At 60.3% G+C, this 22,991-nt stretch carries 20 protein-coding genes and 4 tRNA genes; 9 read left to right on the top strand and 15 right to left on the bottom strand.

What is annotated here, in order from left to right:
• Positions 1–97: 97 nt before the first annotated feature.
• Both JOE29_RS06985 and JOE29_RS06980 read left to right on the top strand, forming a co-directional pair.
• Positions 98–1,087 carry an ABC transporter substrate-binding protein gene (locus JOE29_RS06985; RefSeq protein ID WP_029572781.1) on the top strand — a complete coding sequence of 330 codons (990 nt, stop codon included), beginning with the start codon at positions 98–100 and terminating at the stop codon, positions 1,085–1,087.
• Between the two features lie 21 nt (positions 1,088–1,108).
• Positions 1,109–2,302, top strand: coding sequence for an acyl-CoA dehydrogenase family protein (locus JOE29_RS06980; protein WP_103363336.1), 1,194 nt, complete (start codon positions 1,109–1,111; stop codon positions 2,300–2,302).
• A 6-nt stretch (positions 2,303–2,308) separates the two neighbouring features.
• Here JOE29_RS06980 and JOE29_RS06975 read toward each other — a convergent pair whose 3' ends face one another.
• The 3 genes from JOE29_RS06975 to JOE29_RS06965 all read right to left on the bottom strand — a co-directional run bounded on the left by JOE29_RS06975 (position 2,309) and on the right by JOE29_RS06965 (position 6,636).
• Positions 2,309–4,579 (bottom strand): molybdopterin guanine dinucleotide-containing S/N-oxide reductase, encoded by a 2,271-nt coding sequence (locus JOE29_RS06975; RefSeq protein ID WP_210079198.1) that lies wholly within the window; start codon positions 4,577–4,579, stop codon positions 2,309–2,311.
• 38 nt (positions 4,580–4,617) lie between these two features.
• Positions 4,618–5,610, bottom strand: coding sequence for an ABC transporter substrate-binding protein (locus JOE29_RS06970; protein WP_210079196.1), 993 nt, complete (start codon positions 5,608–5,610; stop codon positions 4,618–4,620).
• A 117-nt stretch (positions 5,611–5,727) separates the two neighbouring features.
• Positions 5,728–6,636 carry a LysR family transcriptional regulator gene (locus tag JOE29_RS06965; protein ID WP_210079194.1) on the bottom strand — a complete coding sequence of 303 codons (909 nt, stop codon included), beginning with the start codon at positions 6,634–6,636 and terminating at the stop codon, positions 5,728–5,730.
• Positions 6,637–6,819: 183 nt separating this feature from the next.
• On the opposite strand from JOE29_RS06965, the gene JOE29_RS06960 reads away from it, so the two are divergent.
• A complete protein-coding gene (locus JOE29_RS06960; RefSeq protein WP_003314693.1) occupies positions 6,820–7,542 on the top strand; it encodes a pirin family protein in 723 nt (240 codons plus the stop codon).
• Between the two features lie 135 nt (positions 7,543–7,677).
• On the opposite strand, the gene JOE29_RS06955 is transcribed toward JOE29_RS06960, so the two are convergent.
• The 4 genes from JOE29_RS06955 to JOE29_RS06940 form a co-directional block, all read right to left on the bottom strand.
• Positions 7,678–7,753 (bottom strand) — tRNA-Gly (locus tag JOE29_RS06955).
• A gap of 4 nt (positions 7,754–7,757) precedes the next feature.
• A tRNA-Glu gene (locus JOE29_RS06950) sits at positions 7,758–7,833 on the bottom strand.
• A gap of 100 nt (positions 7,834–7,933) precedes the next feature.
• Positions 7,934–8,009 (bottom strand) — tRNA-Gly (locus tag JOE29_RS06945).
• Between the two features lie 2 nt (positions 8,010–8,011).
• A tRNA-Glu gene (locus tag JOE29_RS06940) sits at positions 8,012–8,087 on the bottom strand.
• 304 nt (positions 8,088–8,391) lie between these two features.
• Here JOE29_RS06940 and JOE29_RS06935 point away from each other — a divergent pair.
• A complete protein-coding gene (locus JOE29_RS06935; protein ID WP_004416847.1) occupies positions 8,392–9,150 on the top strand; it encodes a hypothetical protein in 759 nt (252 codons plus the stop codon).
• A gap of 54 nt (positions 9,151–9,204) precedes the next feature.
• Here the strand turns inward: JOE29_RS06935 and JOE29_RS06930 are convergent, their stop codons facing one another.
• Together JOE29_RS06930 and JOE29_RS06925 are read right to left on the bottom strand one after the other, a co-directional pair.
• Complete coding sequence (locus JOE29_RS06930; RefSeq protein ID WP_016568678.1) at positions 9,205–9,687, bottom strand: GAF domain-containing protein; 483 nt, start codon at positions 9,685–9,687, stop codon at positions 9,205–9,207.
• Entirely contained in the window at positions 9,684–10,574 is an 891-nt protein-coding gene (locus JOE29_RS06925; protein WP_003314690.1) for an ATP-binding protein, read from the bottom strand. The genes JOE29_RS06930 and JOE29_RS06925 overlap by 4 nt, the downstream gene beginning before the upstream one ends.
• Positions 10,575–10,659: 85 nt before the next feature.
• Between JOE29_RS06925 and JOE29_RS06920 the strand changes: the two genes are divergently transcribed.
• The gene (locus JOE29_RS06920) at positions 10,660–13,011 is read left to right on the top strand and encodes an ATP-binding protein (RefSeq protein WP_210079192.1); all 2,352 of its coding nucleotides are present in this window, start codon (positions 10,660–10,662) and stop codon (positions 13,009–13,011) included.
• A gap of 4 nt (positions 13,012–13,015) precedes the next feature.
• On the opposite strand, the gene JOE29_RS06915 is transcribed toward JOE29_RS06920, so the two are convergent.
• Positions 13,016–13,501: a glutathione peroxidase gene (locus JOE29_RS06915; RefSeq protein WP_003418059.1), complete on the bottom strand. Its 486-nt coding sequence runs from the start codon at positions 13,499–13,501 to the stop codon at positions 13,016–13,018.
• Between the two features lie 57 nt (positions 13,502–13,558).
• On the bottom strand, positions 13,559–13,954 hold the full coding sequence (msrB, locus tag JOE29_RS06910) for a peptide-methionine (R)-S-oxide reductase MsrB (RefSeq protein WP_003314687.1): 396 nt from the start codon (positions 13,952–13,954) through the stop codon (positions 13,559–13,561).
• A gap of 188 nt (positions 13,955–14,142) precedes the next feature.
• Between msrB and JOE29_RS06905 the strand changes: the two genes are divergently transcribed.
• On the top strand, positions 14,143–15,354 hold the full coding sequence (locus tag JOE29_RS06905; RefSeq protein ID WP_003314686.1) for a pyridoxal phosphate-dependent aminotransferase: 1,212 nt from the start codon (positions 14,143–14,145) through the stop codon (positions 15,352–15,354).
• Positions 15,355–15,619: 265 nt separating this feature from the next.
• Positions 15,620–16,507 (top strand): protease HtpX, encoded by an 888-nt coding sequence (htpX, locus tag JOE29_RS06900; RefSeq protein WP_003314685.1) that lies wholly within the window; start codon positions 15,620–15,622, stop codon positions 16,505–16,507.
• Positions 16,508–16,653: 146 nt separating this feature from the next.
• Here htpX and JOE29_RS06895 read toward each other — a convergent pair whose 3' ends face one another.
• Positions 16,654–17,316, bottom strand: a complete 663-nt coding sequence (locus JOE29_RS06895; protein ID WP_210079181.1) for a thiopurine S-methyltransferase — start codon at positions 17,314–17,316, stop codon at positions 16,654–16,656.
• Positions 17,317–17,417: 101 nt separating this feature from the next.
• On the opposite strand from JOE29_RS06895, the gene JOE29_RS06890 reads away from it, so the two are divergent.
• A complete protein-coding gene (locus tag JOE29_RS06890) occupies positions 17,418–18,185 on the top strand; it encodes a class III extradiol ring-cleavage dioxygenase (protein ID WP_074997888.1) in 768 nt (255 codons plus the stop codon).
• A 90-nt stretch (positions 18,186–18,275) separates the two neighbouring features.
• Here JOE29_RS06890 and JOE29_RS06885 read toward each other — a convergent pair whose 3' ends face one another.
• Entirely contained in the window at positions 18,276–19,982 is a 1,707-nt protein-coding gene (locus JOE29_RS06885; protein WP_170855933.1) for a DEAD/DEAH box helicase, read from the bottom strand.
• 421 nt (positions 19,983–20,403) lie between these two features.
• The gene (locus JOE29_RS06875) at positions 20,404–21,165 is read right to left on the bottom strand and encodes a spermidine synthase (RefSeq protein ID WP_137983226.1); all 762 of its coding nucleotides are present in this window, start codon (positions 21,163–21,165) and stop codon (positions 20,404–20,406) included.
• A gap of 169 nt (positions 21,166–21,334) precedes the next feature.
• Here JOE29_RS06875 and JOE29_RS06870 point away from each other — a divergent pair, with 169 nt between their 5' ends.
• Positions 21,335–22,681 carry a 3-deoxy-7-phosphoheptulonate synthase class II gene (locus JOE29_RS06870; protein WP_004411146.1) on the top strand — a complete coding sequence of 449 codons (1,347 nt, stop codon included), beginning with the start codon at positions 21,335–21,337 and terminating at the stop codon, positions 22,679–22,681.
• 26 nt (positions 22,682–22,707) lie between these two features.
• On the opposite strand, the gene JOE29_RS06865 is transcribed toward JOE29_RS06870, so the two are convergent.
• On the bottom strand, positions 22,708–22,941 hold the full coding sequence (locus tag JOE29_RS06865; RefSeq protein ID WP_003342689.1) for a DUF1127 domain-containing protein: 234 nt from the start codon (positions 22,939–22,941) through the stop codon (positions 22,708–22,710).
• Positions 22,942–22,991: the final 50 nt, after the last annotated feature.

Here is a 22,991-nt window from a genome sequence, read left to right as displayed (position 1 = left end):
CCCACAAGGCTGCGTCCGACTCTAAAGGTGAGGCGTATTGGCACAAGCGTCAAAGGCTCATCAGGACTATTCATCACCCTATTGGAGACACACTTAAATGCTGCCTTTTTTCAAATCCCCCCTGCCCTTCAAAAGCCTGTTGCTGGGCGCGCTGTTGAGCGTCATGGCAGGTCAGCAGGTTCTGGCCGCTGAGCTGGCACCGTTGCTGGTCGCCAATCAGAAGTCGTTGCTGAAAACCCTGCTGCAGGTTTCCGGTGAGCTCAAGGACGTGCCTTACGAGATTCAGTTTTCCGAGTTTCCCGCAGCGGCGCCCTTGGGAGAGGCGCTGAATGCGGGCGCGGTGGATATCGGTGCGCTGGGTGATGCACCCTATGTATTCGCTCTGGGGGCGGGTGCACCCTTGAAAGTGGTCAGCATCACCCACGCCCAGGGCCGCTTCACCACTGCGGTGCTGGTGCCGAAAAACTCGCCGATCAAGACTGTTGCCGACCTCAAGGGCAAGCGCATCGTCACCGGACGCGGCTCCATCGGCCACTATCTGGCGATCCGCGCCTTGCATGAGGCCGGGCTGAAAACCAGTGATGTTACCTTCATCAATCTGCTGCCCAGCGAATCGCGTCTGCTGCTGGACAGTGGCGATGCCGACGCCTGGGCGACATGGGACCCGTACACCACGATCTCCATCACGCAAAGCGACGCGCGGGTGCTGGTCAGTGGCAGCGAGCTGCTGAGCAACCATCTCTACCTTGCCGCAACCAGCAAGGCCATCGAAGGCAAACGCGCGCAACTGGATGATTTCGTTGCCCGTGTGGAGCGCGCTTTCAACTGGTCCAACGCCCATCCCGAGGAGTACGCGGAGGCCCAGGCGAAAGTCACCGGCCTGCCCCTGGCGGTGCACCTCGCAGTGGCCAAGGCGACGAAAATGCAGCGTACGCCGATTGATGACCAGATTGTCCAGGGCCTGCAAAACACTGCAGACACTTACCTGGCTGAAGGCATTCTAAGCAAACGGATCGACGTTTCGACAGGCTTCGACAAAAGCTTCAACGCGTCGCGCGCGCAGATCGCGCAGGCCACCGCTCAATAAACGCTGCGAAAAGGACCCCGCATGACACTCTCGACCCTGCGCCCTACCCCGCGCCAGCAGCAAGACGCCCCCGAGTCCGCGGAGGACTTCAGTAAACGGCTGGCAGAACTGACCGCAGCGCTGGCCGAAACCGCCGAGCAATACGATATCAGCGCGCAATTTCCCCATGCCAACTTCCAACTGCTGCACGCTCACGGCCTGCTTGGCCTGACGGTTCCGACCGAACTGGGCGGCGGCGGTGCCGACTTGCCCCGCGCTCAAAAGGCGATCAGCGCGGTGGCCCGGGGAGAGCCGTCGACGGCGCTGATTCTGGTCATGCAATACCTGCAGCATTCGAGGCTGCAGGAGAACCGCAACTGGCCAAGCCATCTGCGCGTGCAGGTGGCCGAACAGGCCGTGCGTGAGGGCGCGTTGATCAACGCTCTGCGCGTCGAGCCCGATCTGGGAACGCCCGCGCGGGGCGGCCTGCCAGGCACCATCGCACGCCGCACCGCGCAAGGCTGGCGCATCAGCGGCAGCAAGATCTACTCCACCGGCAGCCACGGTCTGACCTGGTTTGCCGTATGGGCGCGCAGCGATGACGATGACCCGCTGGTGGGCAGCTGGCTGGTCCACAAGGACTCGCCGGGCATCACCATCATTGAGGACTGGGACCATCTGGGCATGCGTGCAACCAGCAGCCACGAAGTCAGATTCGACAACGTGCTGGTGCCACTCGATCACGCCGTCAGCGTCAGCCCGTGGAGCGCACCGCAATCCGAGCTGGATGGATCAGGCCTGCTGTGGATGGCGGTGCTGCTGTCGTCGGTCTACGACGGCATCGCTCAATCCGCCCGCGACTGGCTGGTGCACTGGCTGGAACAGCGCACACCCTCCAACCTTGGCGCGGCGCTGTCGACCCTGCCGCGCTTTCAGGAAACCGTCGGGCAGATCGATACTCTGCTGTTCGCCAATCGCAGCCTGCTGCAATCGGCTGCTCACGGGCACACACCTGCCCAGCACGCCGGGCAGATCAAATACCTGGTAACCGGCAACGCCATCCGCGCGGTGGAGCTGGCCATCGAGGCTTCGGGGAATCCTGGACTGTCACGCAGCAACCCGTTGCAGCGCCACTACCGCAACGTCCTGTGCGGTCGGGTGCATACCCCACAGAACGATGCGGTGCTGGCCAGCGTGGGCAAGGCGGCGTTTGCGGCACGCAGCAAAGACCAATAAGACGCGTCAGAGCAGTGACGGCGGCTCGAACGCCGTCACCGGCGGCAGGTCCTGATCCCATTTGACGATGTCCACCGATGCTGTCTGTGCTGAACAGCCCTGCGACAGGCTGGAGGCGCCCACATCTTCGGTGATCACATTCGGGTTGCCGTGTTTTTCCAGGCTGCCCCGCTCGCCATGCACCAGCGGGTCGAACCAGGCCCCGGTGGCAATCTGCACTACGCCGGGGCGAATGCCGTCCGACACGATCACCCCGGCCAGAAACGCGCCACGCTCGTTGAACACCTTGACCACATCGCCATCGACCAGCCCGCGTGCGCGAGCATCCAGCGGATTAAGGGTCAGCGGCTCGCGCGCCTGAATTTTCGAGGAGCGACTGTAACTGCCGTGGTCGTACTGACTGTGCAAACGGGTTTTCGGTTGGTTGGACAACAGGTGCAGCGCGTGGGTCGGCGCAGGCTTTTCCAGCCACACCGGGTGACCGGGACAATCGGCATAGCCAAAGCCTGCGATGCGCTCGGAGAAAATTTCGATGCGCCCGGACGGCGTCGGCAACGGATGCGCGTCAGGGTCATGACGAAAGGATTCAAGCAGCACGTTGTCGGTGTGCGGGTAGTCTATTTCCAGTACACCGTCACGCCAGAACTGCTCGAACTCGGGCAGGGTGATGCCAAACGTTTCGGCCCGTTGCCGAGACTCGTCATAGATAAAGCGCAGCCATTCCCCCGCATCCCGACCTTCGGTAAACGCTGGTGCCACCCCCAGCCGTTCGGCCAGCGCGGCCAGAATCGAGTAGTCGTCACGCGACTCTCCCACGGGCTCGATCGCCTGCTGCATGGCGATCATGAAACGGTCGGAGGCCGAACTGCCGATGTCATTTCGCTCCAGGGCCGTGGTGGCCGGCAGCACGATGTCGGCATAGCGTGCCTGGGCGGTCCAGAACTGCTCGTGGACGATGATGGTTTGCGGCCGCTGCCACGCCTCCAGCAGCCGATTGAGGTCCTGATGGTGGTGAAAGATATTGCCACCCGCCCAGTACACCAGGCGAATGTCCGGGTACCTGCGTTGCTGCCCGTTGTAATCGAAGGGCGTCCCGGGGTTGAGCAACATGTCCGTCACCCGCGCGACCGGAATGAACGCCTTGACCGGGTTGCTGCCCTGGGAAAAGCGCGGCCCCGAGAACGCTTTGCGGCCACTGCCGGTGTTGTTCATGCAACCATACCCCAGGCCGAAACCGGCACCGGGCAAACCGATCTGCCCCAACAGCGCAGCCAGAGTCACGGTCATCCAGAACGGTTGCTCGCCGTGTATAGAACGCTGCAATGAATAGGCGACGTTGATCATGGTGCGCTTGCTGGCCATGCGTCGGGCCAGCTCGACAATCTGCTGCGCAGGAATATCGGTCAGCGCCTCGGCCCAGCATGGGTCTTTCGGCTGGCCATCAGTGTGGCCCAGCAGGTACTCGCGAAAACGTGCATAGCCCACGGTATAGCGCTGGACGAAATCCTCGTTGTGCAGCCCTTCGCTGATCAACACCCAGGACAGCGCCATCATCAACGCCGTGTCGCTGCCGGGACGTACCGCCAGCCACTGGTTATGCGTCGGGCCGACCAGATCGTCACGCAGCGGGCTGACATTGACGAACTGCACCCCCGCGTCGGACATACGCTGTAGCGCGTCGCCCAGCAGATGGTCGCTGGCACCACCGGGGCTGGTCTGGGCATTCTTGGCGGGCAAGCCACCGAACGCGACGAACAGCTCGCAATGCTCGGCCAGGTTTTTCCAGGAGGTATGCGCCGCCAGCAGCCAGTCCATGTTGCCGACGATGTGCGGCATCAGTACCCGCCCGGCACCCAGACTGTAGCTATCGGTACTGAACACATAACCGCCGATGCAGTTAAGGAAGCGATGCAACTGGCTTTGCGCGTGATGAAAACGCCCCGCGCTGCCCCAGCCATAGCTGCCGCCGAAAATAGCCTGATTGCCGTGCTCGTGCCGGACTCGCTGCAACTCGCTGGCGACCAGATCCAGCGCGACCTCCCAGGAAACCTCGATGAACGGCTCCTGACCACGCAGATCAGGCCGTCCACCGGCCTGCTGAAGAAAACTGCGGCGTATCGCCGGGCGTCTGATGCGGGTCGGTGAGGTAATGGCCTCGGCAACCGAATCGCCGATCGGAGACGGGTCCTTGTCCCATTCTGCCGGCAGCAGCCCGGTCAGCTTGCCGTCCTCGACCTGTGGGCGGTAAGCGCCCCAGTGCAATGATGTGAAACTCATGGTGATGGCTCCCGGATGGCGCAGTGGCAGGCAGTCGGTCAGCGCACTGCTTGCGCCTGATCGGCCAGCGCGGCACTGAACGACTCGTCAAACACGCTGGCAGCAGGATAACGCTTGGTCAGCCCAGCGTTGTTGAAGAAATCGATGGTCTGCTGCGCACCGGCCACCACTTGCGCAGTGATCGGCACGACCACTACCTGAGCACGGGAAAACCAGCGGCGTGCTACCTCGGCATCGGCCTTGGTCAGCGCGGACCAGACGTTGGCGTAGCGTTCATTGTGCTGCGGATCGCTGACCGACCAGGCCCGGGCGGCCTGCAGGCGTTGCAGGAAATCGCTGATCTGCGCACGCTTGTCCTTGATGGCCTGATCGTTGGCGACGATGAAGCTTTGCGCCGGAATCAAGCCCTCGGCAGTCGCGATAATCCGCGCGCCCTGTCGTTCCTGTTGAGTGACGTAGGGTTCCCAAGTAGCAATCGCATCCACCGAACCGCCGTCCAGCGCGTGGGAGGAATCCAGTGCGCTGAGGTAGCGATAGTCAACGGCATCGCGGGCGATACCTGCCTTGTCCAGTGCAGTGAGCATCAGTTGCTGGCTGAACGAACCTTTCCAGATGGCGACCTTCTTGCCCGCCAGATCCGCCACGGTCTTGATTGGCGAGTCCTTGCGCACAACGATGGCAACGCCGTCGAGGTTCTGTCGCGACACACCGATGACCTTGATCGGAGCCCCCAGCGCGCCCATGAACAGCGCAGGCGAATCACCCAGCAAGCCAATATCCAGGCTGCCAACGTTCAAGGCCTCGGCGACCGGCGAGCCTGCGGTGAACTGCTTCCATTCCAGTTCGTAAGGCAGATCCTTGAGCACCCCGGCGGCTTCCATCACGGTACGGGCGCTGTAGCTCTGATCGCCGACGATCAGATTGGCCGCCTGGGTATTGAGCGAGGCCACGAGGCCCAGCGACAGCCCCTTCAGCAAGCGTTGGCTCCAGCGGACGAGGGTCGTTGGCACAGGTAGGTTCTCCACAGGCATTGGGCAAATCGAAATGATCGGCAACGACCCTAACACCCGAACAAAAATTAGCTAAATTCATTTTTGTTCTAGCCTAAGATGCAAATTAATTATCAATGAATCGGCCGCCAGCCTGCTTCAAGCTCGCCGATCATTCAGTTCGAGACCTGATTCCAGACGCTCGCGCAGGAACTCGATGAATGCCTGCACCGGTCGCGACGCCTGTCGGTGTTGCGGATAAACCGCTGACAGCGTCAACGGCTCGGGACGCAGGTCATCCAGCACCCGGACCAAGCTGCCCTCGCGCAGCGCCGCGCCGACAATGAAGGTAGGCAAATAGGTGATGCCCAGCCCGGCAATGGCTGATTCCCTCAGCAGCTCGCCATTATTGGCGCGCATACGCCCGCTGACATTGAGGGTCAACGGCTTCTCCTGCCCTTGAAAACGCCATTGCGCCTGACGGCTGTGGCCATAGGGCAGGCAATCATGGGTGTGCAGGTCTTCGGGCTTTTGTGGTGTGCCGCGCTCGGCCAGGTACGCCGGGCTGGCGCAGTACACCCGGTCGATCAAGGCAATGCGCCGGGCGATCAGACTGGAATCTTCCAGCACCCCGATACGCAGCACCACGTCGTAGCCTTCGCTGATCACATCCACCGGACGGTCACTCAGGTCCACCTCCACCGCCACCTCGCGATAGCGCTGCAAAAACAGCGGCAGCAGGCACGCCAGGTGCGTAACGGCAAACGACAGCGGCGCACTCACGCGCAGGGTGCCGCGCGGTTCGTTGTTCTGTCCGGTGATGCCCTGCTCCACCTGCTCAAGCTCGGCGAGCAGACGCAGGGCCGATTCGTAGTAACTCTGCCCCAACGGCGTGACATCCAGACGTCGCGTCGAGCGGTTGAGCAGGCGTACGCCCAGACGCTCCTCCAATTGCATCAGGCGACGACTGACGAACTGCTTGGACAAGCCCAGCTTGTCGGACGCGGCGGTCAGGCTGCCGGACTCCATTACCTGGCAGAACATGCGCATGTCTTCAAAAGGGTTCATCTGTTGCGACCTGATCAAGCGCTAATGGCGTTCGACAGAGCGTAACGCAGCGTTGACCACTGTCAACCTCAGAGAGACAGTCATTCATATTTCAGCTACTTATTGCGACAGTCGATAAGCCGTACTCTTCGTCCTACGTGATCGATTGCTGAATGTGCAGCGTCGATAGATGGAGAAAGAATCATGCTGACTCTTCGCAAAGCCTCTGATCGTGGTGCAGCCGACCATGGCTGGTTGAAATCCTTTCACACCTTTTCCTTTGCCGGCTATCGCAACCCGCAGGAACAGGGCTTTTCCGACCTGCTGGTGATCAACGACGACCGTGTCAGTGCAGGCAAAGGCTTCGGCCAGCATCCTCATCGAGACATGGAGATCTTTTCCTACGTGCTGAAAGGCGCGCTGGAACACAAGGATACGCTGGGCACTGGCTCGGTGATTCGTCCCGGTGACGTGCAATTGATGAGCGCCGGTACCGGTGTGGCGCACAGCGAGTTCAACCACTCGCACACTGAGGGCGTGCATTTTCTGCAGATCTGGATCGTGCCGAATGTTGCAGGCGCGGCGCCCAACTACCAGGAAAAGCATTTCAGCCCCGAGCAGAAACGCGGTCGCTTGCAGTTGATCATTTCGCCGGAAGGCGAGAACGGTGCGCTCAAGGTGCGCCAGGACGCTCGCGTGTATGCCGGCCTGTTCGATGGCGATGAAACCGCCACCCTGGAGCTGGCAGCCAACCGCTATGCCTACGTGCACGTTGCCCGTGGCAGCGTGGTGCTCAATGGCGAGCAACTGGGTGAAGGGGATGGCGTGCGTGTACGCGACGAACAGACGCTGAGCCTGAGCGCAGGGGTTGACGCAGAGGTGTTGGTGTTCGACATGCGGCCAAATGAATTGCCGCAGATGCCTTGAGCCTGAAACGAAAAAACGCCGCTCTTAATAGAGCGGCGTTTTTTTATATAACGTTAAAAACCCGTGACGTTAAAACATCTTGCTTAAAACGCACAAACAAAAACGCCGCTCTGTTGAGCGGCGTTTTTGTGAATTTGGAGCGGGAAACGAGACTCGAACTCGCGACCCCGACCTTGGCAAGGTCGTGCTCTACCAACTGAGCTATTCCCGCAATATGGCGTCCCCTAGGGGACTCGAACCCCTGTTACCGCCGTGAAAGGGCGGTGTCCTAGGCCACTAGACGAAGGGGACACTGCCTGAAACACCATGGTGTGTGTTTCAGTTCCAGACATCATCCGAAGACGTGTTCTGGTTTCACTCAACCCTGCCCTAAGGCAAAGCTGCTTAAAATTGGAGCGGGAAACGAGACTCGAACTCGCGACCCCGACCTTGGCAAGGTCGTGCTCTACCAACTGAGCTATTCCCGCAATGGCGTCCCCTAGGGGACTCGAACCCCTGTTACCGCCGTGAAAGGGCGGTGTCCTAGGCCACTAGACGAAGGGGACACACGTACAACATTCACTACTTATTTGCGCTACGCTGTGTGCTTTACGCTGTAAGTGGCGCGCATTCTATGGATGGATTGAGGGGTCGTCAACCCCCATGTGAAAATTTATTGAAATCAATAACTTCGATGCCGTTCGGAGGATGACCGACCGTCGCCAGGCGCGCGGCTGATCAATCTTCCCTCATCTATATAGAAGAGATGCCGACAAACTCCGAGAGGGACATCTATGCGCAGTAGTGCTTAGCCACTACACTCGCACTAAAACTAATTGAACGAATGAGGTTTGCACAGTGACTCCACTCATGATCACGCTGATGGTAGTAGCAGGTATCGCACTGCTCATCGCGATCGGCTACCTGAATCACGTCGCTGAAAACGGCAAACTGGAGAAGGCTCGCACCAAGGTCGAACTCGGGGATCGCCTGCGTCGCTGCAGCGAGATCACCGAAGTGTTCCCGGGCCAGCTGATGTCCCCCGCCTTGAAGCTGTTGCTGGCGCGGCTGGAGCTGAACGTCGTGCAGCGCATGCTGAACATGGAGAAAGGCAACGCTCAGCTCAAGCACCGCATTGGCGAACTGGAAGAGCAGATTGCCAAGGGCGAAGGCATCGAGATACCCAACCCGGTCACACCGATCCAGACCGAAGCCAAGGCCAAGGACGTGCGTTTTCTGCTGGAAGCCCTGCACGGTCAGGTGACGCGCGCTGCGCATGACGGTTTTCTGCAGACCAGCGAAGCGAAACACTGGATTCGTGAAATCCGCACGATCCTGGTCAATCTGCACATCGAATTTTTCAACAACCTTGGCCAGACCGCACTTTCCCAGGATCAGCCAGGTCAGGCACGCCTGGCATTCGAACGCGGCGTACAGTACTTGCGCAACCAGCCGGACCCGGTCACTTATCAACAGCAACTGCTGGCGATGGAAAAACAGCTGGCCCGCGCCAACTCGGTGGTACTGACTAACACCGCACCGACCGAAGACGACGACAACGAACTGACCGAAGGCCTGAAGCAGGACGACACCGAATCGGAATGGAAGAAGAAAGTCATCTACGATTGATGACTGCCCCGCCGCTGCCGGAATTGTGCGCCGGGCAGCGGCAGGCCGACCGGCTCAGCAGTCGGTCGATGCCAGAAAGATAGCCGCAAGACGCTCGATCCCTGCCTGATCCTCCTCGTTGAAACGCCCCACACTCGGACTGTCCAGGTCCAGCACACCGATCAGACGCCCCTCCTTGATCAATGGCACTACCAACTCGCTGTTCGATGCACTGTCGCAGGCAATATGTCCGGGAAATTCGTGAACGTCCTGGACGCGCTGGGTTTGCCGACTCTGCGCGGCCGCCCCGCAAACGCCGCGGCCAAAAGGGATGCGTACACAGGCGATCTGCCCTTGAAACGGCCCCAGCACCAGTTCTTCGTTACGATTGAGGTAAAAACCCGCCCAGTTCAGATCATCGAGCTGGGTGTAGAGAAACGCCGAAAACTGCGCCGCATTGGCGATGAAATCGCGCTCATCGGCCAGCAGTGCCTCAAGTTGTGCGGCCAGCAGGCCGTAGCCGTCCAGGCCCGCGCCGGTATTTTGCAAATCAATCATGTGTGTTGCTCCAACAATTCAAGTCCTACCCAGTAACGTGCAAATTGATAGGCGCAGCGGCCATTGCGATTGCCGCGCGCGGTTGCCCAGCGAATCGCGGCTTTTTCCAGGTTTTCGTCACGCTGCCACTGCAATCCGGCTTTTTGCGCCAATTGCGTGATCCAGTGTTCGACCACGTTCAGATAATGTTCCTGAGTGAACGGATAGAACGACAGCCATAGCCCGAACCGGTCAGACAAGGCGATCTTGTCTTCGACGGCCTCACTGGGGTGCAGTTCGCCGTCAACGTGTTTCCAGTCAACGTTGTCACTTTCCTTCTCGGGCACCAGATGACGACGATTGGAGGTTGCATACAGCAGCACGTTGTCAGGCGCCTGCTCCAGCGAGCCGTCGAGCACACTCTTCAGCACGCGATAATCACCCTCGCCCGACTCGAACGACAGGTCATCGCAGAACAATACGAAACGCTGCGGCAGCTTGTGCAGTTGTTCGACCACACGCGGCAAGTCGCCCAGGTGATCGCGTTCGATCTCGATCAGACGCAGCCCGGCCGGGGCGTACTCGGCCAGCAGCGCGCGGATCAAGGATGACTTGCCGGTGCCGCGCGAACCCCAGAGCAAAGCGTGGTTGGCAGGCAGTCCTTCGATAAACTGGCGGGTATTGCGCCCCAATTGATCGCGCTGCAGGTCGACGCCGATCAGATCGGTCAGGCGTGTATCCAGGCTCACTTGCAACGGCATCAGGTAACCGCTGCGCCCTTCTTGCACCCAGCGCGCGGCGAGAGCCTGCGACCAGTCGACCGGCTCGCGCAGCGCTGGCAGCAAGGGCTCCAGTCGAGCCAGCACGGCGTCGGCGCGCTGCAGAAAAGCATCCAACCGAGAATCCACGGGATCTCCTTATATTTAACTGATTAGTCAGCAGTGCCGATCAGCTATGCTTGGCCGGCACCGGGCACCAGAAGTGGCAGTACTCATGGATATATCGCTCAAAAACAGGCTGTCGTTCAAGCAGGCACGCCTGGCTGTATTGATCGGCTTCGTGCTGGGGACCTTGCTGAGCCTGTTTCAGATTGCGATCGATTATGCCAGCGAAGACGCTTCCATCAATCGAGAAATCAAGTCGCTGCTGGAAATCATCCAGAACCCGGCATCGCGCATCGCCTACAACATCGACTCCGAGCTGGCCCAGGAACTCACACTCGGCCTGCTGCGCTCCCCTGCCGTGGTCAGCGCCAGGCTTACCGACAACAACGACGCCGTGCTCTCCAGCGTCGAGCGCCCAATGGCCACCGGGCGTTATCGGGTGTTCAGCGACTGGCTGTTCGGCGAAAGCCGGCAGTTTCAGGAAAAGCTGCACCTCAATCACCTGCCCAATGAAACCATCGGCACACTGTACCTGACCGTGGACACCTTCGCGTTCGGCAGCCATTTTCTGCAACGCGCTGAAATCACCCTGCTCAACGGCTTCGTCCGCAGCCTGGCGCTGGCCGGGATTCTGACCATCCTGTTTTACGCGACCCTGACCAAGCCGCTGGTGAGAGTGATCCGCGAATTGAGCAGTCGCGATCCGCGTAACCCTGACCAAGGCAAAATCACCTGCCCGCCCTACCATGCCCAGGATGAAATCGGTGTGCTGGTCGAGACGTTCAACCGTCAGTTTGAAACCATGAGCAGCGAGTTTTCCAGGCGCCGCGCGGCCGAGGACCGGCTGACCGACCATCTCAACGAACTGGAAAACATCGTCTCGGCGCGCACCAACGAGCTCAAGGCCAGCAACCTGCGCCTGCGCGAGTCCAACGAGGAACTGCAGATAGCACGCAGCACGGCGCTGGACATGGCCCATGCGCGCTCGGCGTTTCTGGCGCACATGAGCCATGAGATTCGTACACCGCTCAACGGTCTGCTGGGCATGCTGGCGCTGTCGCTGGACAGTCCGCTGGGTGCCGAACAACGCCAGCAGCTAATGATCGCCCACGACTCCGGCAAGGTGCTGGTCGAGCTGCTCAACGATATTCTCGACATGTCCAAGTTCGATGCCGGCCACCTGGAGATCGAGCGCATTCCTTTCGACCTGGGGATGTTGATCGAGGACACCGCCAATCTGCTGTCGCAGAACGCAGCCCCCAGCGTGGAGCTGACCTGCCTCATCGCGCCGGACTTCCCGGCCATGGTCACCGGCGATCCGACCAGGGTGCGTCAGATCGTCAGCAATCTGCTGTCCAACGCCCTCAAGTTCACCCGCTTCGGGCGCGTGGATGTGCGTCTGACTCATCATCGGGACGCCAGCTCCGGTGAAAACCGCGTGCGCATCGAAGTCCGCGATACCGGCATCGGCATTGCGCAGGACGCCCAGACCAGAATCTTCCAGCCGTTCACCCAGGCTGAAACTGCCATCACCCGCCAGTACGGCGGCACCGGGCTGGGCCTGGCGCTGACCAACAACCTCTGCGAGGCCATGAATGGCACGTTGAGCATCCAGTCGCAGTCCGGTTTCGGCAGCCAGTTCTGCGCCGAGCTGCCGCTGCCGGTCCACGTGCCTGCGGTCACTCAGACCCCGCTCAAGGGCCGTGTGACGGTGGTCAGCTCGGCAGGCAGCGGCCTGGTGGAGCTGCTTGGCAGCCTGCTGCCGTTCTGGGGGGTCGACCTCAAGCGACGCAGCATCGACGATCGCCCGGAAGCAGTGGACCTCGACGGCAGTCCTGATCTGGTGATTACCGACTGCCCCGAGTGCCTGTTTGCCATTCGCCCCACGACGCCCGTGCCGATCCTGCTGGTGACCGCCTATGGCAACTTCATGCCTGGCGAACAGGTTGCCGCCCTGGCCCCGCTGCAACAGCAGGCCCGGCCACTGGCGCGCAATGCGCTTTACCACACGCTGCGGCGCATACTGGGTCAGGAAGAGACAGGCCTCAAGGACACACAGGCGCTCGAACATACTGCACCACGTCTGGCGCGGGTGTTACTGGTGGAGGACAACCCGGTCAATCAACTGGTCGCCAAGGGCATCCTCGGCAAGCTGGGTTGCGAAGTGATCATCAGCAGCCACGGCGGCGAAGCCCTGGAACAGCTGGAGCAAGGCCATTTCGACCTGGTATTGATGGACTGCAACATGCCGGTCATGGACGGCTATGAAGCCAGCCGCCAGATCCGCAGCAGTGGCCGCTGGCCGAACCTGCCGATCGTTGCCCTTACCGCCAATGCCATGCCCGATGAACGCGAGCGCTGCAAGGCGGCAGGCATGAATGACTATCTGGCCAAGCCGTTCCGGCGTGCCGAACTGGTCAGCATTCTGGATCAGTGGATACCCATTACCGGTATCGACTGAAGGCTCAGCGCAGCAGCGCCTCGATCTCGCCCGTCAGTTCCTCAGGCTTGGTCAATGGCGCGAAACGCTTGACCAGCCGACCATCCTGGCCAATCAGGAACTTGGTGAAATTCCACTTGATGCGCTCCGTACCCAGCAACCCCGGAGCCTGCTGCTTGAGCTGCACGAACAGCGGATGGGCCTGCTCGCCGTTCACATCGATCTTCTTGAACAGCGGGAAGCTGACGCCATAGTTCAGCTCGCAAAAGCCGGAAATCGCCCCCTCGTCGCCTGGCTCCTGCTTGCCGAACTGGTTGCAGGGAAAGCCCAGCACCACCAACCCCTGATCCCGGTAATCCTGCCAGAGCTTCTCCAGCCCCTTGTATTGAGGGGTGAAGCCACATTTGCTGGCCGTGTTGACCACCAGCAACGCCTTGCCGGAAAAATCAGCGAGGGTTTTCTGTTCGCCCTTGATCGTCGTGACCGGGATGCTCAGCAGGTTTTCACTCATCAAAGGAGGCCTCGATACTGAAATTGGAACAGGGCGGTGGCTGAATCTGCAGGGCGCTCAGGCGCGCGGCACCAGATCCAGGCAGACCGAATTGATGCAATAACGCAGTCCGGTAGGTGGCGGTCCATCCGGGAACACATGGCCCAGGTGCGCATCACATTTGGCGCAAACCACTTCAGTACGAATCATGCCGTGGCTCATGTCGCGAACCTCGACCACTGCACTGCCCTCGAGCGGCGCATAGAAGCTGGGCCAGCCGCAGCCTGAATCGAACTTGGTGGTGGAATCGAATAGCGGCTCATGGCAGCAGATGCATTCGTAGATACCGTCTGTCTTTGTCCCGTTGTACTTGCCGGAGAACGGCCGCTCGGTGCCTTTCAGACGACAGACGTTGTACTGCTCCGGGTCGAGCATCTGCTTCCACTCTTCCAGCGTTTTTTCCAACTTGTCCACAGGTACACCTCCGAATTCGAAAAACCCTGATCTGTACCTTTTCCGCAGATCAGGTGGCACGTATCATTGCGCCAGGTCAGACGTCAGTCTGGCACCCGCGTTTGTCGTACACAAACCCATTTTCATGGCGAATGTAGCGACCTTCATTGCAAGCCGGCGACAGCTCGTCCATTTTCGGGATCATCACCATGCAGTTCAACAAATCGAACAAGCTCGCAAACGTCTGCTATGACATTCGCGGGCCGGTGCTCAAGCACGCCAAACGCCTGGAAGAGGAAGGCCATCGCATCCTCAAGCTGAACATCGGCAACCCGGCGCCGTTTGGTTTCGAGGCGCCGGACGAAATTCTGCAGGACGTGATCCGCAACTTGCCGACTGCGCAGGGCTACAGCGACTCCAAGGGCCTGTTCAGCGCCCGCAAGGCGGTGATGCAGTATTACCAGCAGAAGCAGGTCGAAGGCGTCGGCATCGAAGACATCTACCTGGGCAACGGCGTGTCCGAGCTGATCGTGATGTCGATGCAGGCGTTGCTCAACAATGGCGACGAAGTGCTGGTTCCGGCCCCCGACTACCCGCTGTGGACCGCTGCTGTCGCCTTGTCCGGTGGCAGCCCGGTGCATTACCTGTGCGACGAGCAGGCCAACTGGTGGCCTGATCTTGAAGACATCAAGGCCAAGATCACCCCGAACACCAAGGCCATGGTCATCATCAACCCGAACAACCCGACAGGTGCGGTGTACTCGCGCGAAGTACTGTTGGGCATGCTGGAACTGGCCCGCCAGCATAATCTGGTGGTGTTCTCCGACGAAATCTACGACAAGATCCTGTATGACGACGCAGTGCACATCTGCACCGCCTCGCTGGCGCCGGACCTGCTGTGCCTGACCTTCAACGGCCTGTCCAAGTCGTATCGGGTTGCGGGCTTCCGTTCCGGCTGGATCGCCATTTCCGGGCCGAAACACAACGCGCAGAGCTACATCGAAGGCATCGACATTCTGGCCAACATGCGCCTGTGTGCCAACGTGCCGAGCCAGCACGCCATCCAGACCGCGCTGGGCGGCTATCAGAGCATCAATGACCTGATCCTTCCTCCTGGCCGTCTGCTGGAACAGCGCAACCGCACCTGGGAGCTGCTCAACGACATTCCCGGCGTCAGCTGCGTGAAGCCGATGGGCGCGCTGTATGCGTTCCCGCGCATTGACCCGAAGGTCTGCCCGATCCTCAACGACGAGAAGTTCGTCCTCGACCTGCTGCTTTCCGAGAAGCTGCTGGTGGTCCAGGGCACAGCGTTCAACTGGCCGTACCCTGACCACTTCCGCGTCGTAACCCTGCCCCGCGTCGATGAGCTGGAGCAGGCCATTGGCCGCATCGGTAACTTCCTGAAGGGTTATCGGCAGTAAACAGCCACAGCCCTCCCGCCTGACCTGTCTGCCCCGACCCGCTCGGGGCAGTTTATTTCTGCGTGTCTGAAACATCATGAGCGCCCTGCCACAAACGCTTCAGGCATCGACCGCTCTGGCTCAGGCGCCGTTCAGCCTTGCGGGATTACCATTTATTGCGACAAGAGGACACAGTTTGAAATAGTCCCTCTGTTGAATAGCAGCAAGCATCACCTTATATACCCGGCATCGAGTTACATATTTACCTGAGGAGAACGTTTCGACCATGATGCGCATTTTGCTGTTTTTGGCCACTAACCTTGCGGTCGTGCTGATTGCCAGCATCACCCTGAGCCTTTTTGGCTTCAATGGGTTCATGGCGGCCAACGGGGTTGATCTGAACCTCAATCAGCTGCTGGTTTTCTGCGCTGTGTTCGGTTTCGCGGGCTCGCTGTTCTCGCTGTTCATCTCCAAGTGGATGGCGAAGATGAGCACCGGTACTCAGATCATCAGCCAGCCTCGCACTCGCCATGAGCAATGGTTGCTGCAGACCGTTGAACAACTGTCCCGCGACGCGGGCATCAAGATGCCGGAAGTCGGTATTTTCCCGGCGTACGAAGCCAACGCGTTTGCCACGGGCTGGAACAAGAACGATGCCCTGGTTGCGGTCAGCCAGGGCCTGCTCGAGCGCTTTTCGCCGGATGAGGTGAAAGCCGTACTGGCTCACGAGATCGGCCACGTTGCCAATGGCGACATGGTGACGCTGGCGCTGGTGCAGGGCGTGGTGAACACCTTCGTGATGTTCTTCGCCCGCATCATCGGTAATTTCGTCGACAAGGTGATCTTCAAGACTGAAAACGGTCAGGGCATCGCTTACTACATCACGACGATCTTCGCCGAGCTGGTACTGGGCTTTCTGGCCAGCGCCATCGTCATGTGGTTCTCGCGCAAACGCGAATTCCGCGCTGACGATGCCGGTGCACGACTGGCGGGTACGAGTGCAATGATCGGCGCGCTGCAACGCTTGCGTTCCGAACAGGGCGTCCCGGTGAACATGCCTGACAGCCTGACCGCCTTCGGTATCAATGCCGGTCTCAAGAAGGGCCTCGCCGGCCTGTTCATGAGCCACCCGCCGCTGGAGCAACGCATCGAGGCCCTGCGCCGTCGCGGTTGAACCGCGAACGCGATAGCCTTCGCCCCGCGCATAGCAATGAGAGGTGTTCTTCCGGACACCTCTCGTTCCTCACGCTCCGCGTGGGAATGCAGTTCGTGACGCAGGGCGTCAAACGGTTCTGCGATTCAGAGAGATTCAGGACCAACTCAGCGCGATTGACGCTCCAACACATAAACATGCTCATCCATACGCTCCAATCCGGCCTTCAACCCCTTGGCACTGCTGTGCAGCGTATCCTGCCCACCAACCTTGGTGACCTCCCAGTTCCCTGACATGACCCTCTGCAGCCATGTGTGCGGGACGGAGAATGGCGGGCCTTCGAGCAGGGCCTGGTCGTATTCCAGGGTAATCAGCAAACCGCTGCACGCCTGCGGCATTAGCGCTTCAAGCTGCCGCACATAGCGTTCGCGCATATCCGCTGGCAGGGCGATCATCGCGGCGCGGTCGTAAAACGCCGCGCAATGACCGATATCGCGCACAGTCAGCGCGAAGAAATCACCGCACCAGATTTCGATACCCGGCACTGCGTAGACCTTGAAGTCGCCCTGCGACGTGATGTGCGGCTGCTCACCACGCTCGGTGAAATAGCGCTCTACCGCCGCCTCGGACAGCTCGGCGCCCACCACGTGATATCCCTGCCCGCTCAGCCAGCTCATGTCCTGGCTCTTGCCACATAACGGCACCAGAACCCGCGCTCCCGGAACAACATTCAGCGAGGACCAATATTGTTGCAGGTCCTTATTGACCTCTGACTGGTGAAAGCCGATCTGCCCGGCACTCCAGCGCTGCAGCCAAAAATCCGCCTGCATGAAACCTCCTTAAAATTCGATAAAAAAGCGCCAGAACTTATATTAGATTTAGATCATAAAAATGACCGACTATGAGTCATCCCACTATTCTGGAGCTTTAAATGTTCCCCAGCCTGTTTATTTCCCATGGCTCCCCCATGTTGGCGCTGGAACCCGGCGAAAGCGGCCCGGCTCTGAAGCGACTGGCTGCCAGCCTGCTCCGGCCTCGCGCCATCGTGATGGTGTCTGCCCACTGGGAAAGCCATGAACTGATCGTCAACGGTAATCCACAACCCGAGACATGGCATGACTTCGGCGGCTTTCCGCCCGAATTGTTTGCAGTTCAGTACCCGGCGCAAGGGCTGCCGGAGCTGACGCGCAAGGTGGTTGAACTGCTTGCCGCCAGCGACTTGCCTGCACGCATCGACAGCAGACGTCCCTTCGACCACGGCGTCTGGGTGCCTTTGTCGCTGATGTACCCGGACGCCGATATTCCGGTGGTGCAGGTTTCGCTGCCCAGCCGCCAGGGGCCGGAATTACAGACCCGCGTGGGCCGGGCACTGGCCAGCTTGCGTGAACAGGGTGTGCTGATCATCGGTTCAGGCAGCATCACGCACAACCTGCGTGACCTTGACTGGAACGCCGGCCCCGACAGTATCGAGCCCTGGGCTGCCGCGTTTCGCGACTGGATGATCGACAAGCTGCAAAACGACGATGAAGCCGCGTTGCACCACTACCGCAGCCTCGCTCCTCATGCGGCCCGTGCGCACCCCAGTGACGAGCACCTGCTGCCGCTGTATTTCGCACGCGGCGCTGGCGGTGTTTTCGGCATTGCCCATCAGGGCTTCACCATGGGCGCACTCGGGATGGATATCTATCGGTTCGGGTGAAGCCAATAGCGCCAATTTGCCTGAATACAAAGCAAAAAAATCCCCGAACCAGTCGGGGATTTTTTATTGGCCGATCAGCTCAAGAGCCGATCAGTCTTCGCGATAGCGACGCAGCTTGAGCTGCTTGCCAGCAACGCGGGTGTCCTTGAGCTTGGTCAGCAGACGCTCAAGACCATCTTCCGGCAGTTCAACCAGGCTGAAGCTGTCACGGACCTGGATACGGCCGATCGCTTCGCGGGCCAGGCCGCCTTCGTTGAGAATGGCACCGAGCAGGTTCTTGGCAGCGATACCATCACGCGCACCCAGCGCGGTACGGCAACGAGCACGGCCTTCGGCCAATGGAACCGGCGCACGACGCTCACGCTCAGGACGATCACCACGGTCGCTGCTGCGCTCTGGACGATCACCGCGTGGGGCGTTGTTCGGAACCAGTGGACGCTCGCGCTCGATGGCTGCCAGGGTCAGTGCCTGACCGTTGGTAGCCTTGCGCAGCAGTGCAGCAGCAAGAGCGCGAGGGCTGCAGCCGATGTCGGCAGTCAGACGATCGAGCAGATCACCGTGAGTCGATTCGGCATCGGCGACCAGCGGCGACAGGCTGTTGGTCAGTTTCTTGATGCGCGCATCCAGAACGGCCTGGGCATCCGGCAGGCGGACTTCCGCAACCTTCTGACCGGTAACACGCTCGATCACTTGCAGCATGCGGCGCTCACGAGGCGTCACCAGCAGCAGGGCGCGACCTTCGCGACCGGCACGACCGGTACGGCCGATACGGTGAACGTAGGACTCTGGATCGTAAGGCATGTCCACGTTGAATACGTGAGTGATACGCGGAACGTCAAGACCACGGGCAGCAACGTCGGTCGCCACAACGATGTCCAGACGGCCATCCTTGAGGGATTCGATAACGCGCTCGCGCTGGTTCTGGGCGATGTCGCCGTTCAGTGCGGCAGCCTTGTAGCCTTTGGCTTCAAGGGCGCTGGCCAGATCCAGGGTCGCCTGCTTGGTGCGGACGAACATGATCAGGGCATCGAAGTCTTCGACTTCCAGCAGGCTCAGTACAGCCGAGGTCTTCTGGTCAGCGTGAACCAGCAGGTGAGCCTGTTCGATCGCGGTAACAGTCTGGGTCTTGGTCTGGATCTTGACGTGCTTCGGATCACGCAAATGGCGCTCAGCGATGGCACGGATCGACTGCGGCAAAGTAGCCGAGAACAATACGGTTTGCTTGGTTTCCGGCATGGCCTTGAAGATAACTTCGAGGTCGTCCATGAAGCCCAGCTTGAGCATTTCGTCCGCTTCGTCGAGAACCAGGTGGTTCACGGTCGCCAGGACTTTCTCGTCACGACGCAGGTGGTCGCAGAGACGGCCCGGGGTAGCGACGACGATCTGTGCGCCATTACGGATAGCCTTGAGCTGAGGGCCCATCGGCGCGCCGCCGTAGACCGCTACAACGGTCACGCCCGGCATTTGTTTTGCGTAGGTCTCGAACGCGGTGGCAACCTGAAGTGCCAGTTCGCGGGTCGGGGCCAGGATCAGTGCTTGCGGCTCGCGCTTGCTCGGGTCGATCCGATGCAGGATAGGCAGTGCGAAAGCGGCGGTTTTACCCGTACCGGTTTGCGCCTGACCGATCATGTCGTGGCCGGCCATGATGATCGGGATCGACTGCTGCTGAATGGCCGACGGCTCTTCGTAGCCAGTGGCGATAACGGCTGCGAGGATATTTGGATGAAGTTCAAAAGCGGCGAAGCCGCCGAATTCCTGGGTCATGGGTCTGCCTCTAGTGCATCCGCAAAGACCCATGCTCCAAAGCTGCGCGTGCCGTGTACGACCCTAAAGTCACCCTGGCTGCTTTGTCGGCGGGGATTTGCGAAAACGTTTGATGAATGGATCGCCTAGGATAGTCCGCAGAGCGAACAAGCAGCCGAAGCTGGCTTCGGGAAATTGCAATACCTTGACGAGGGTCCTGTTAAAGACCGGCGCGCACTATACCGGAAATACGCACCTTGGTGAGTCTTTTTTTACGAAACGTTGCGCCATTTTTGAGCGGCGGCAGGCCCTGGGTGCGGGCAGAAGACCGCTTGATCAGGGCGCGGGCCCGAGATTGCGGGCATTGCCGCTTAAACGTTTAACCTATTCTTGCACATGACCGGCATTCTGGCCTTCGAGGTGTGGCGAATTGTCCCACCCCGTTTTCAGAACAACCTACTCACCCGCCGCCTGCTCAGGTGGCGGAACGAATGGCCCTGATCAGCGACGCCAGCGCGTAGCCCAGATGCGGCGCAAGTGCCTCGGCTCGCCCGCTCAACGCGTCGATATCCAGCGTCTGATCCAGGTCGGCGGGCACGAGCAGGATGACGTTGCCCTCCTTCACCGGCAGCTCCCAGTAATGGCGGTGGTAAAGGCCGCGCAACAACGCCGCTCCCAGCGGTTTGCCGTCGTCAGTGGCCCACTGATTGATGATCAGCCAGCCGCCCGGGTTCAACCGCTGCTGACAGCTCTGCAGGAAATTCCAGGCCAGATGCCCGACGCCAGGCCCGACATCGGTGTACAGGTCGACAAAGATCAGGTCGGCAGGCTCGGCGCTGTCCAGCAGGTCCAGCGCATCGCCGATGCGGATATACAGTCGCGGATCGTCGTCGAGCCCCATGAACTCCATGGCCAGACGTGGCACATCCGGGCGCAGCTCGATGACTTCCACGTCCTCGAGTGGCAGGAACTTCATGCAGGCCTGGGTCAGCGTACCGGCCCCCAACCCCAGAAACAGCGCGCTTTCCGGCGCGTCATGGCACAGCGCGCCGATCAGCATCGCCCGGGTGTAGTCGTACTCCAGCCAGCTCGGATCGGCTGTAAAGGTGCAGCTTTGCTCGATGGCATCGCCAAACTCCAGAAAGCGGTAGTCCTCCACTTCCAGCACGCGAATCATGCCGAAGTCGTCGTGGACCTCGGCCAGGATTCGCTCTACGCGCTCACGCTCTTCCGTCATCACCGTTCCTGGTTGCCTGCGCTGAGCGCAAAATACGAATTGTCGGGCAAGCGCACGGCTTTGTCACACGTTGTGGCGTCCAGCACCGCTCCAGTGGTCTGCACCAGACTGGCAGAGCAACGGCGAACTGCTAACATGCCGATCCGATTGCACAACTCTAGAGCCAATAATGAGCCAACCCTGGAGCCCCGACAGCTGGCGGGCACTGCCGATTCAGCAGCAACCTCACTACCCTGATGCCGAGCACCTGCACCGGGTCGAACAGACGCTGGCCAGTTATCCGCCGCTGGTGTTCGCCGGCGAAGCCCGTGAGTTGCGCCGTCAGTTTGCCGAAGTGACCCAAGGGCGTGCGTTCTTGCTGCAGGGCGGCGACTGCGCAGAAAGCTTCATGGAGTTTTCCGCCGCCAAGATTCGCGATACGTTCAAGGTCCTGCTGCAGATGGCAATCGTGATGACGTTTGCCGCCGGCTGCCCGGTGGTGAAAGTCGGACGCATGGCCGGGCAATTTGCCAAGCCACGCTCGGCCAATGACGAAATCATCGACGGCGTGACGCTCCCGGCGTACCGCGGCGATATCGTCAACGGTATCGGGTTCGACGAGAAGAGCCGTGTGCCGGACCCGGAGCGCCTGCTGCAGGCCTATAACCAGTCCACCGCCACCCTGAACCTGCTGCGCGCCTTCGCTCAGGGCGGATTTGCCGATTTGCATCAGGTCCACAAATGGAACCTGGACTTCATCGCCAACTCGGCGCTCGCCGAAAAATACAGCCAGCTGGCCGGGCGTATCGATGAAACCCTGGCGTTCATGCGCGCCTGCGGCATGGACAGCTCGCCGCAATTGCGCGAAACCAGCTTCTTCACCGCTCACGAAGCGTTGCTGCTCAACTACGAAGAAGCCTTCGTGCGACGCGACAGTCTGACCAACGATTACTATGATTGCTCGGCGCACATGCTGTGGATCGGCGACCGCACACGTCAGCTGGATGGCGCGCATGTCGAGTTCCTGCGCGGGGTCAACAACCCGATCGGCGTCAAGGTCGGCCCGAGCATGAATACCGACGACCTGATTCGCCTGATCGACATCCTCAACCCGGACAACGACCCTGGACGCCTGAACCTGATCGCCCGCATGGGTGCCAACAAGGTGGCTGATCACTTGCCGCAGCTGATCCGCGCCGTCGAGCGCGAAGGCCGCAAGGTGCTGTGGAGCTCGGACCCGATGCACGGCAACACGATCAAGGCCAGCAGTGGCTACAAGACCCGCGATTTCGCGCAGATCCTTGGCGAAGTGAAGCAGTTCTTTCAGGTGCATCAGGCCGAGGGCACTTACGCGGGCGGCATTCATATCGAAATGACCGGACAGAACGTCACCGAATGCATCGGTGGTGCGCGCCCGATTACTGAAGACGGCCTTTCGGATCGCTATCACACGCATTGCGACCCACGCATGAACGCCGATCAGTCATTGGAACTGGCCTTCCTGATTGCCGAGACCCTCAAGCAGGTCAGGCGCTAAACAGGAAACCCGGGCCAACTGCCCGCTCAATGCTTGAGCGGGTCGTCCCAGAACGGACGTTCGGCTTCCTGCTGAATGTCGGCACGGCTCAAGCCCAGGTCCTTAAGTGTTCCGTCACTCATTTGCGCCAGCAGGTGGCGCTGGCGGTGCAACTCCAGCCAGCGCTGCAGATGACCCTTGAGCACTGTGAACACCGCGCCCGCCTGCAAACACCCATCAGCCCTTTCCACCCCTACGCATTGTTTCTGACCTTTCATCATCTTGCCCTCCTTGTGGGATGACTGAAGTCTCGCTTCGGGCGTAGGATCAA

This window comes from Pseudomonas sp. PvP009 (genome assembly GCF_017832995.1).
In the GTDB taxonomy this organism is placed as follows: Bacteria; Pseudomonadota; Gammaproteobacteria; order Pseudomonadales; family Pseudomonadaceae; genus Aquipseudomonas; species Aquipseudomonas syringae.
The sequence above is the reverse complement of the archived record's forward strand: the minus strand, read 5'-3'. Positions and strand labels throughout refer to the sequence as shown.

What these genes read in the sequence shown, in the direction of transcription:
- JOE29_RS06985 (WP_029572781.1), top strand. Translation starts at nt 98, where the DNA reads ATGCTGCCTTTTTTCAAATCCCCCCTGCCCTTCAAAAGCCTGTTGCTG.
- JOE29_RS06980 (WP_103363336.1), top strand. Translation starts at nt 1,109, where the DNA reads ATGACACTCTCGACCCTGCGCCCTACCCCGCGCCAGCAGCAAGACGCC.
- JOE29_RS06975 (WP_210079198.1), bottom strand. Translation starts at nt 4,579, where the DNA reads ATGAGTTTCACATCATTGCACTGGGGCGCTTACCGCCCACAGGTCGAG.
- JOE29_RS06970 (WP_210079196.1), bottom strand. Translation starts at nt 5,610, where the DNA reads ATGCCTGTGGAGAACCTACCTGTGCCAACGACCCTCGTCCGCTGGAGC.
- JOE29_RS06965 (WP_210079194.1), bottom strand. Translation starts at nt 6,636, where the DNA reads ATGAACCCTTTTGAAGACATGCGCATGTTCTGCCAGGTAATGGAGTCC.
- JOE29_RS06960 (WP_003314693.1), top strand. Translation starts at nt 6,820, where the DNA reads ATGCTGACTCTTCGCAAAGCCTCTGATCGTGGTGCAGCCGACCATGGC.
- JOE29_RS06935 (WP_004416847.1), top strand. Translation starts at nt 8,392, where the DNA reads ATGATCACGCTGATGGTAGTAGCAGGTATCGCACTGCTCATCGCGATC.
- JOE29_RS06930 (WP_016568678.1), bottom strand. Translation starts at nt 9,687, where the DNA reads ATGATTGATTTGCAAAATACCGGCGCGGGCCTGGACGGCTACGGCCTG.
- JOE29_RS06920 (WP_210079192.1), top strand. Translation starts at nt 10,660, where the DNA reads ATGGATATATCGCTCAAAAACAGGCTGTCGTTCAAGCAGGCACGCCTG.
- JOE29_RS06915 (WP_003418059.1), bottom strand. Translation starts at nt 13,501, where the DNA reads ATGAGTGAAAACCTGCTGAGCATCCCGGTCACGACGATCAAGGGCGAA.
- JOE29_RS06905 (WP_003314686.1), top strand. Translation starts at nt 14,143, where the DNA reads ATGCAGTTCAACAAATCGAACAAGCTCGCAAACGTCTGCTATGACATT.
- htpX (WP_003314685.1), top strand. Translation starts at nt 15,620, where the DNA reads ATGATGCGCATTTTGCTGTTTTTGGCCACTAACCTTGCGGTCGTGCTG.
- JOE29_RS06895 (WP_210079181.1), bottom strand. Translation starts at nt 17,316, where the DNA reads ATGCAGGCGGATTTTTGGCTGCAGCGCTGGAGTGCCGGGCAGATCGGC.
- JOE29_RS06890 (WP_074997888.1), top strand. Translation starts at nt 17,418, where the DNA reads ATGTTCCCCAGCCTGTTTATTTCCCATGGCTCCCCCATGTTGGCGCTG.
- JOE29_RS06885 (WP_170855933.1), bottom strand. Translation starts at nt 19,982, where the DNA reads ATGGGTCTTTGCGGATGCACTAGAGGCAGACCCATGACCCAGGAATTC.
- JOE29_RS06875 (WP_137983226.1), bottom strand. Translation starts at nt 21,165, where the DNA reads ATGACGGAAGAGCGTGAGCGCGTAGAGCGAATCCTGGCCGAGGTCCAC.
- JOE29_RS06870 (WP_004411146.1), top strand. Translation starts at nt 21,335, where the DNA reads ATGAGCCAACCCTGGAGCCCCGACAGCTGGCGGGCACTGCCGATTCAG.
- JOE29_RS06865 (WP_003342689.1), bottom strand. Translation starts at nt 22,941, where the DNA reads ATGATGAAAGGTCAGAAACAATGCGTAGGGGTGGAAAGGGCTGATGGG.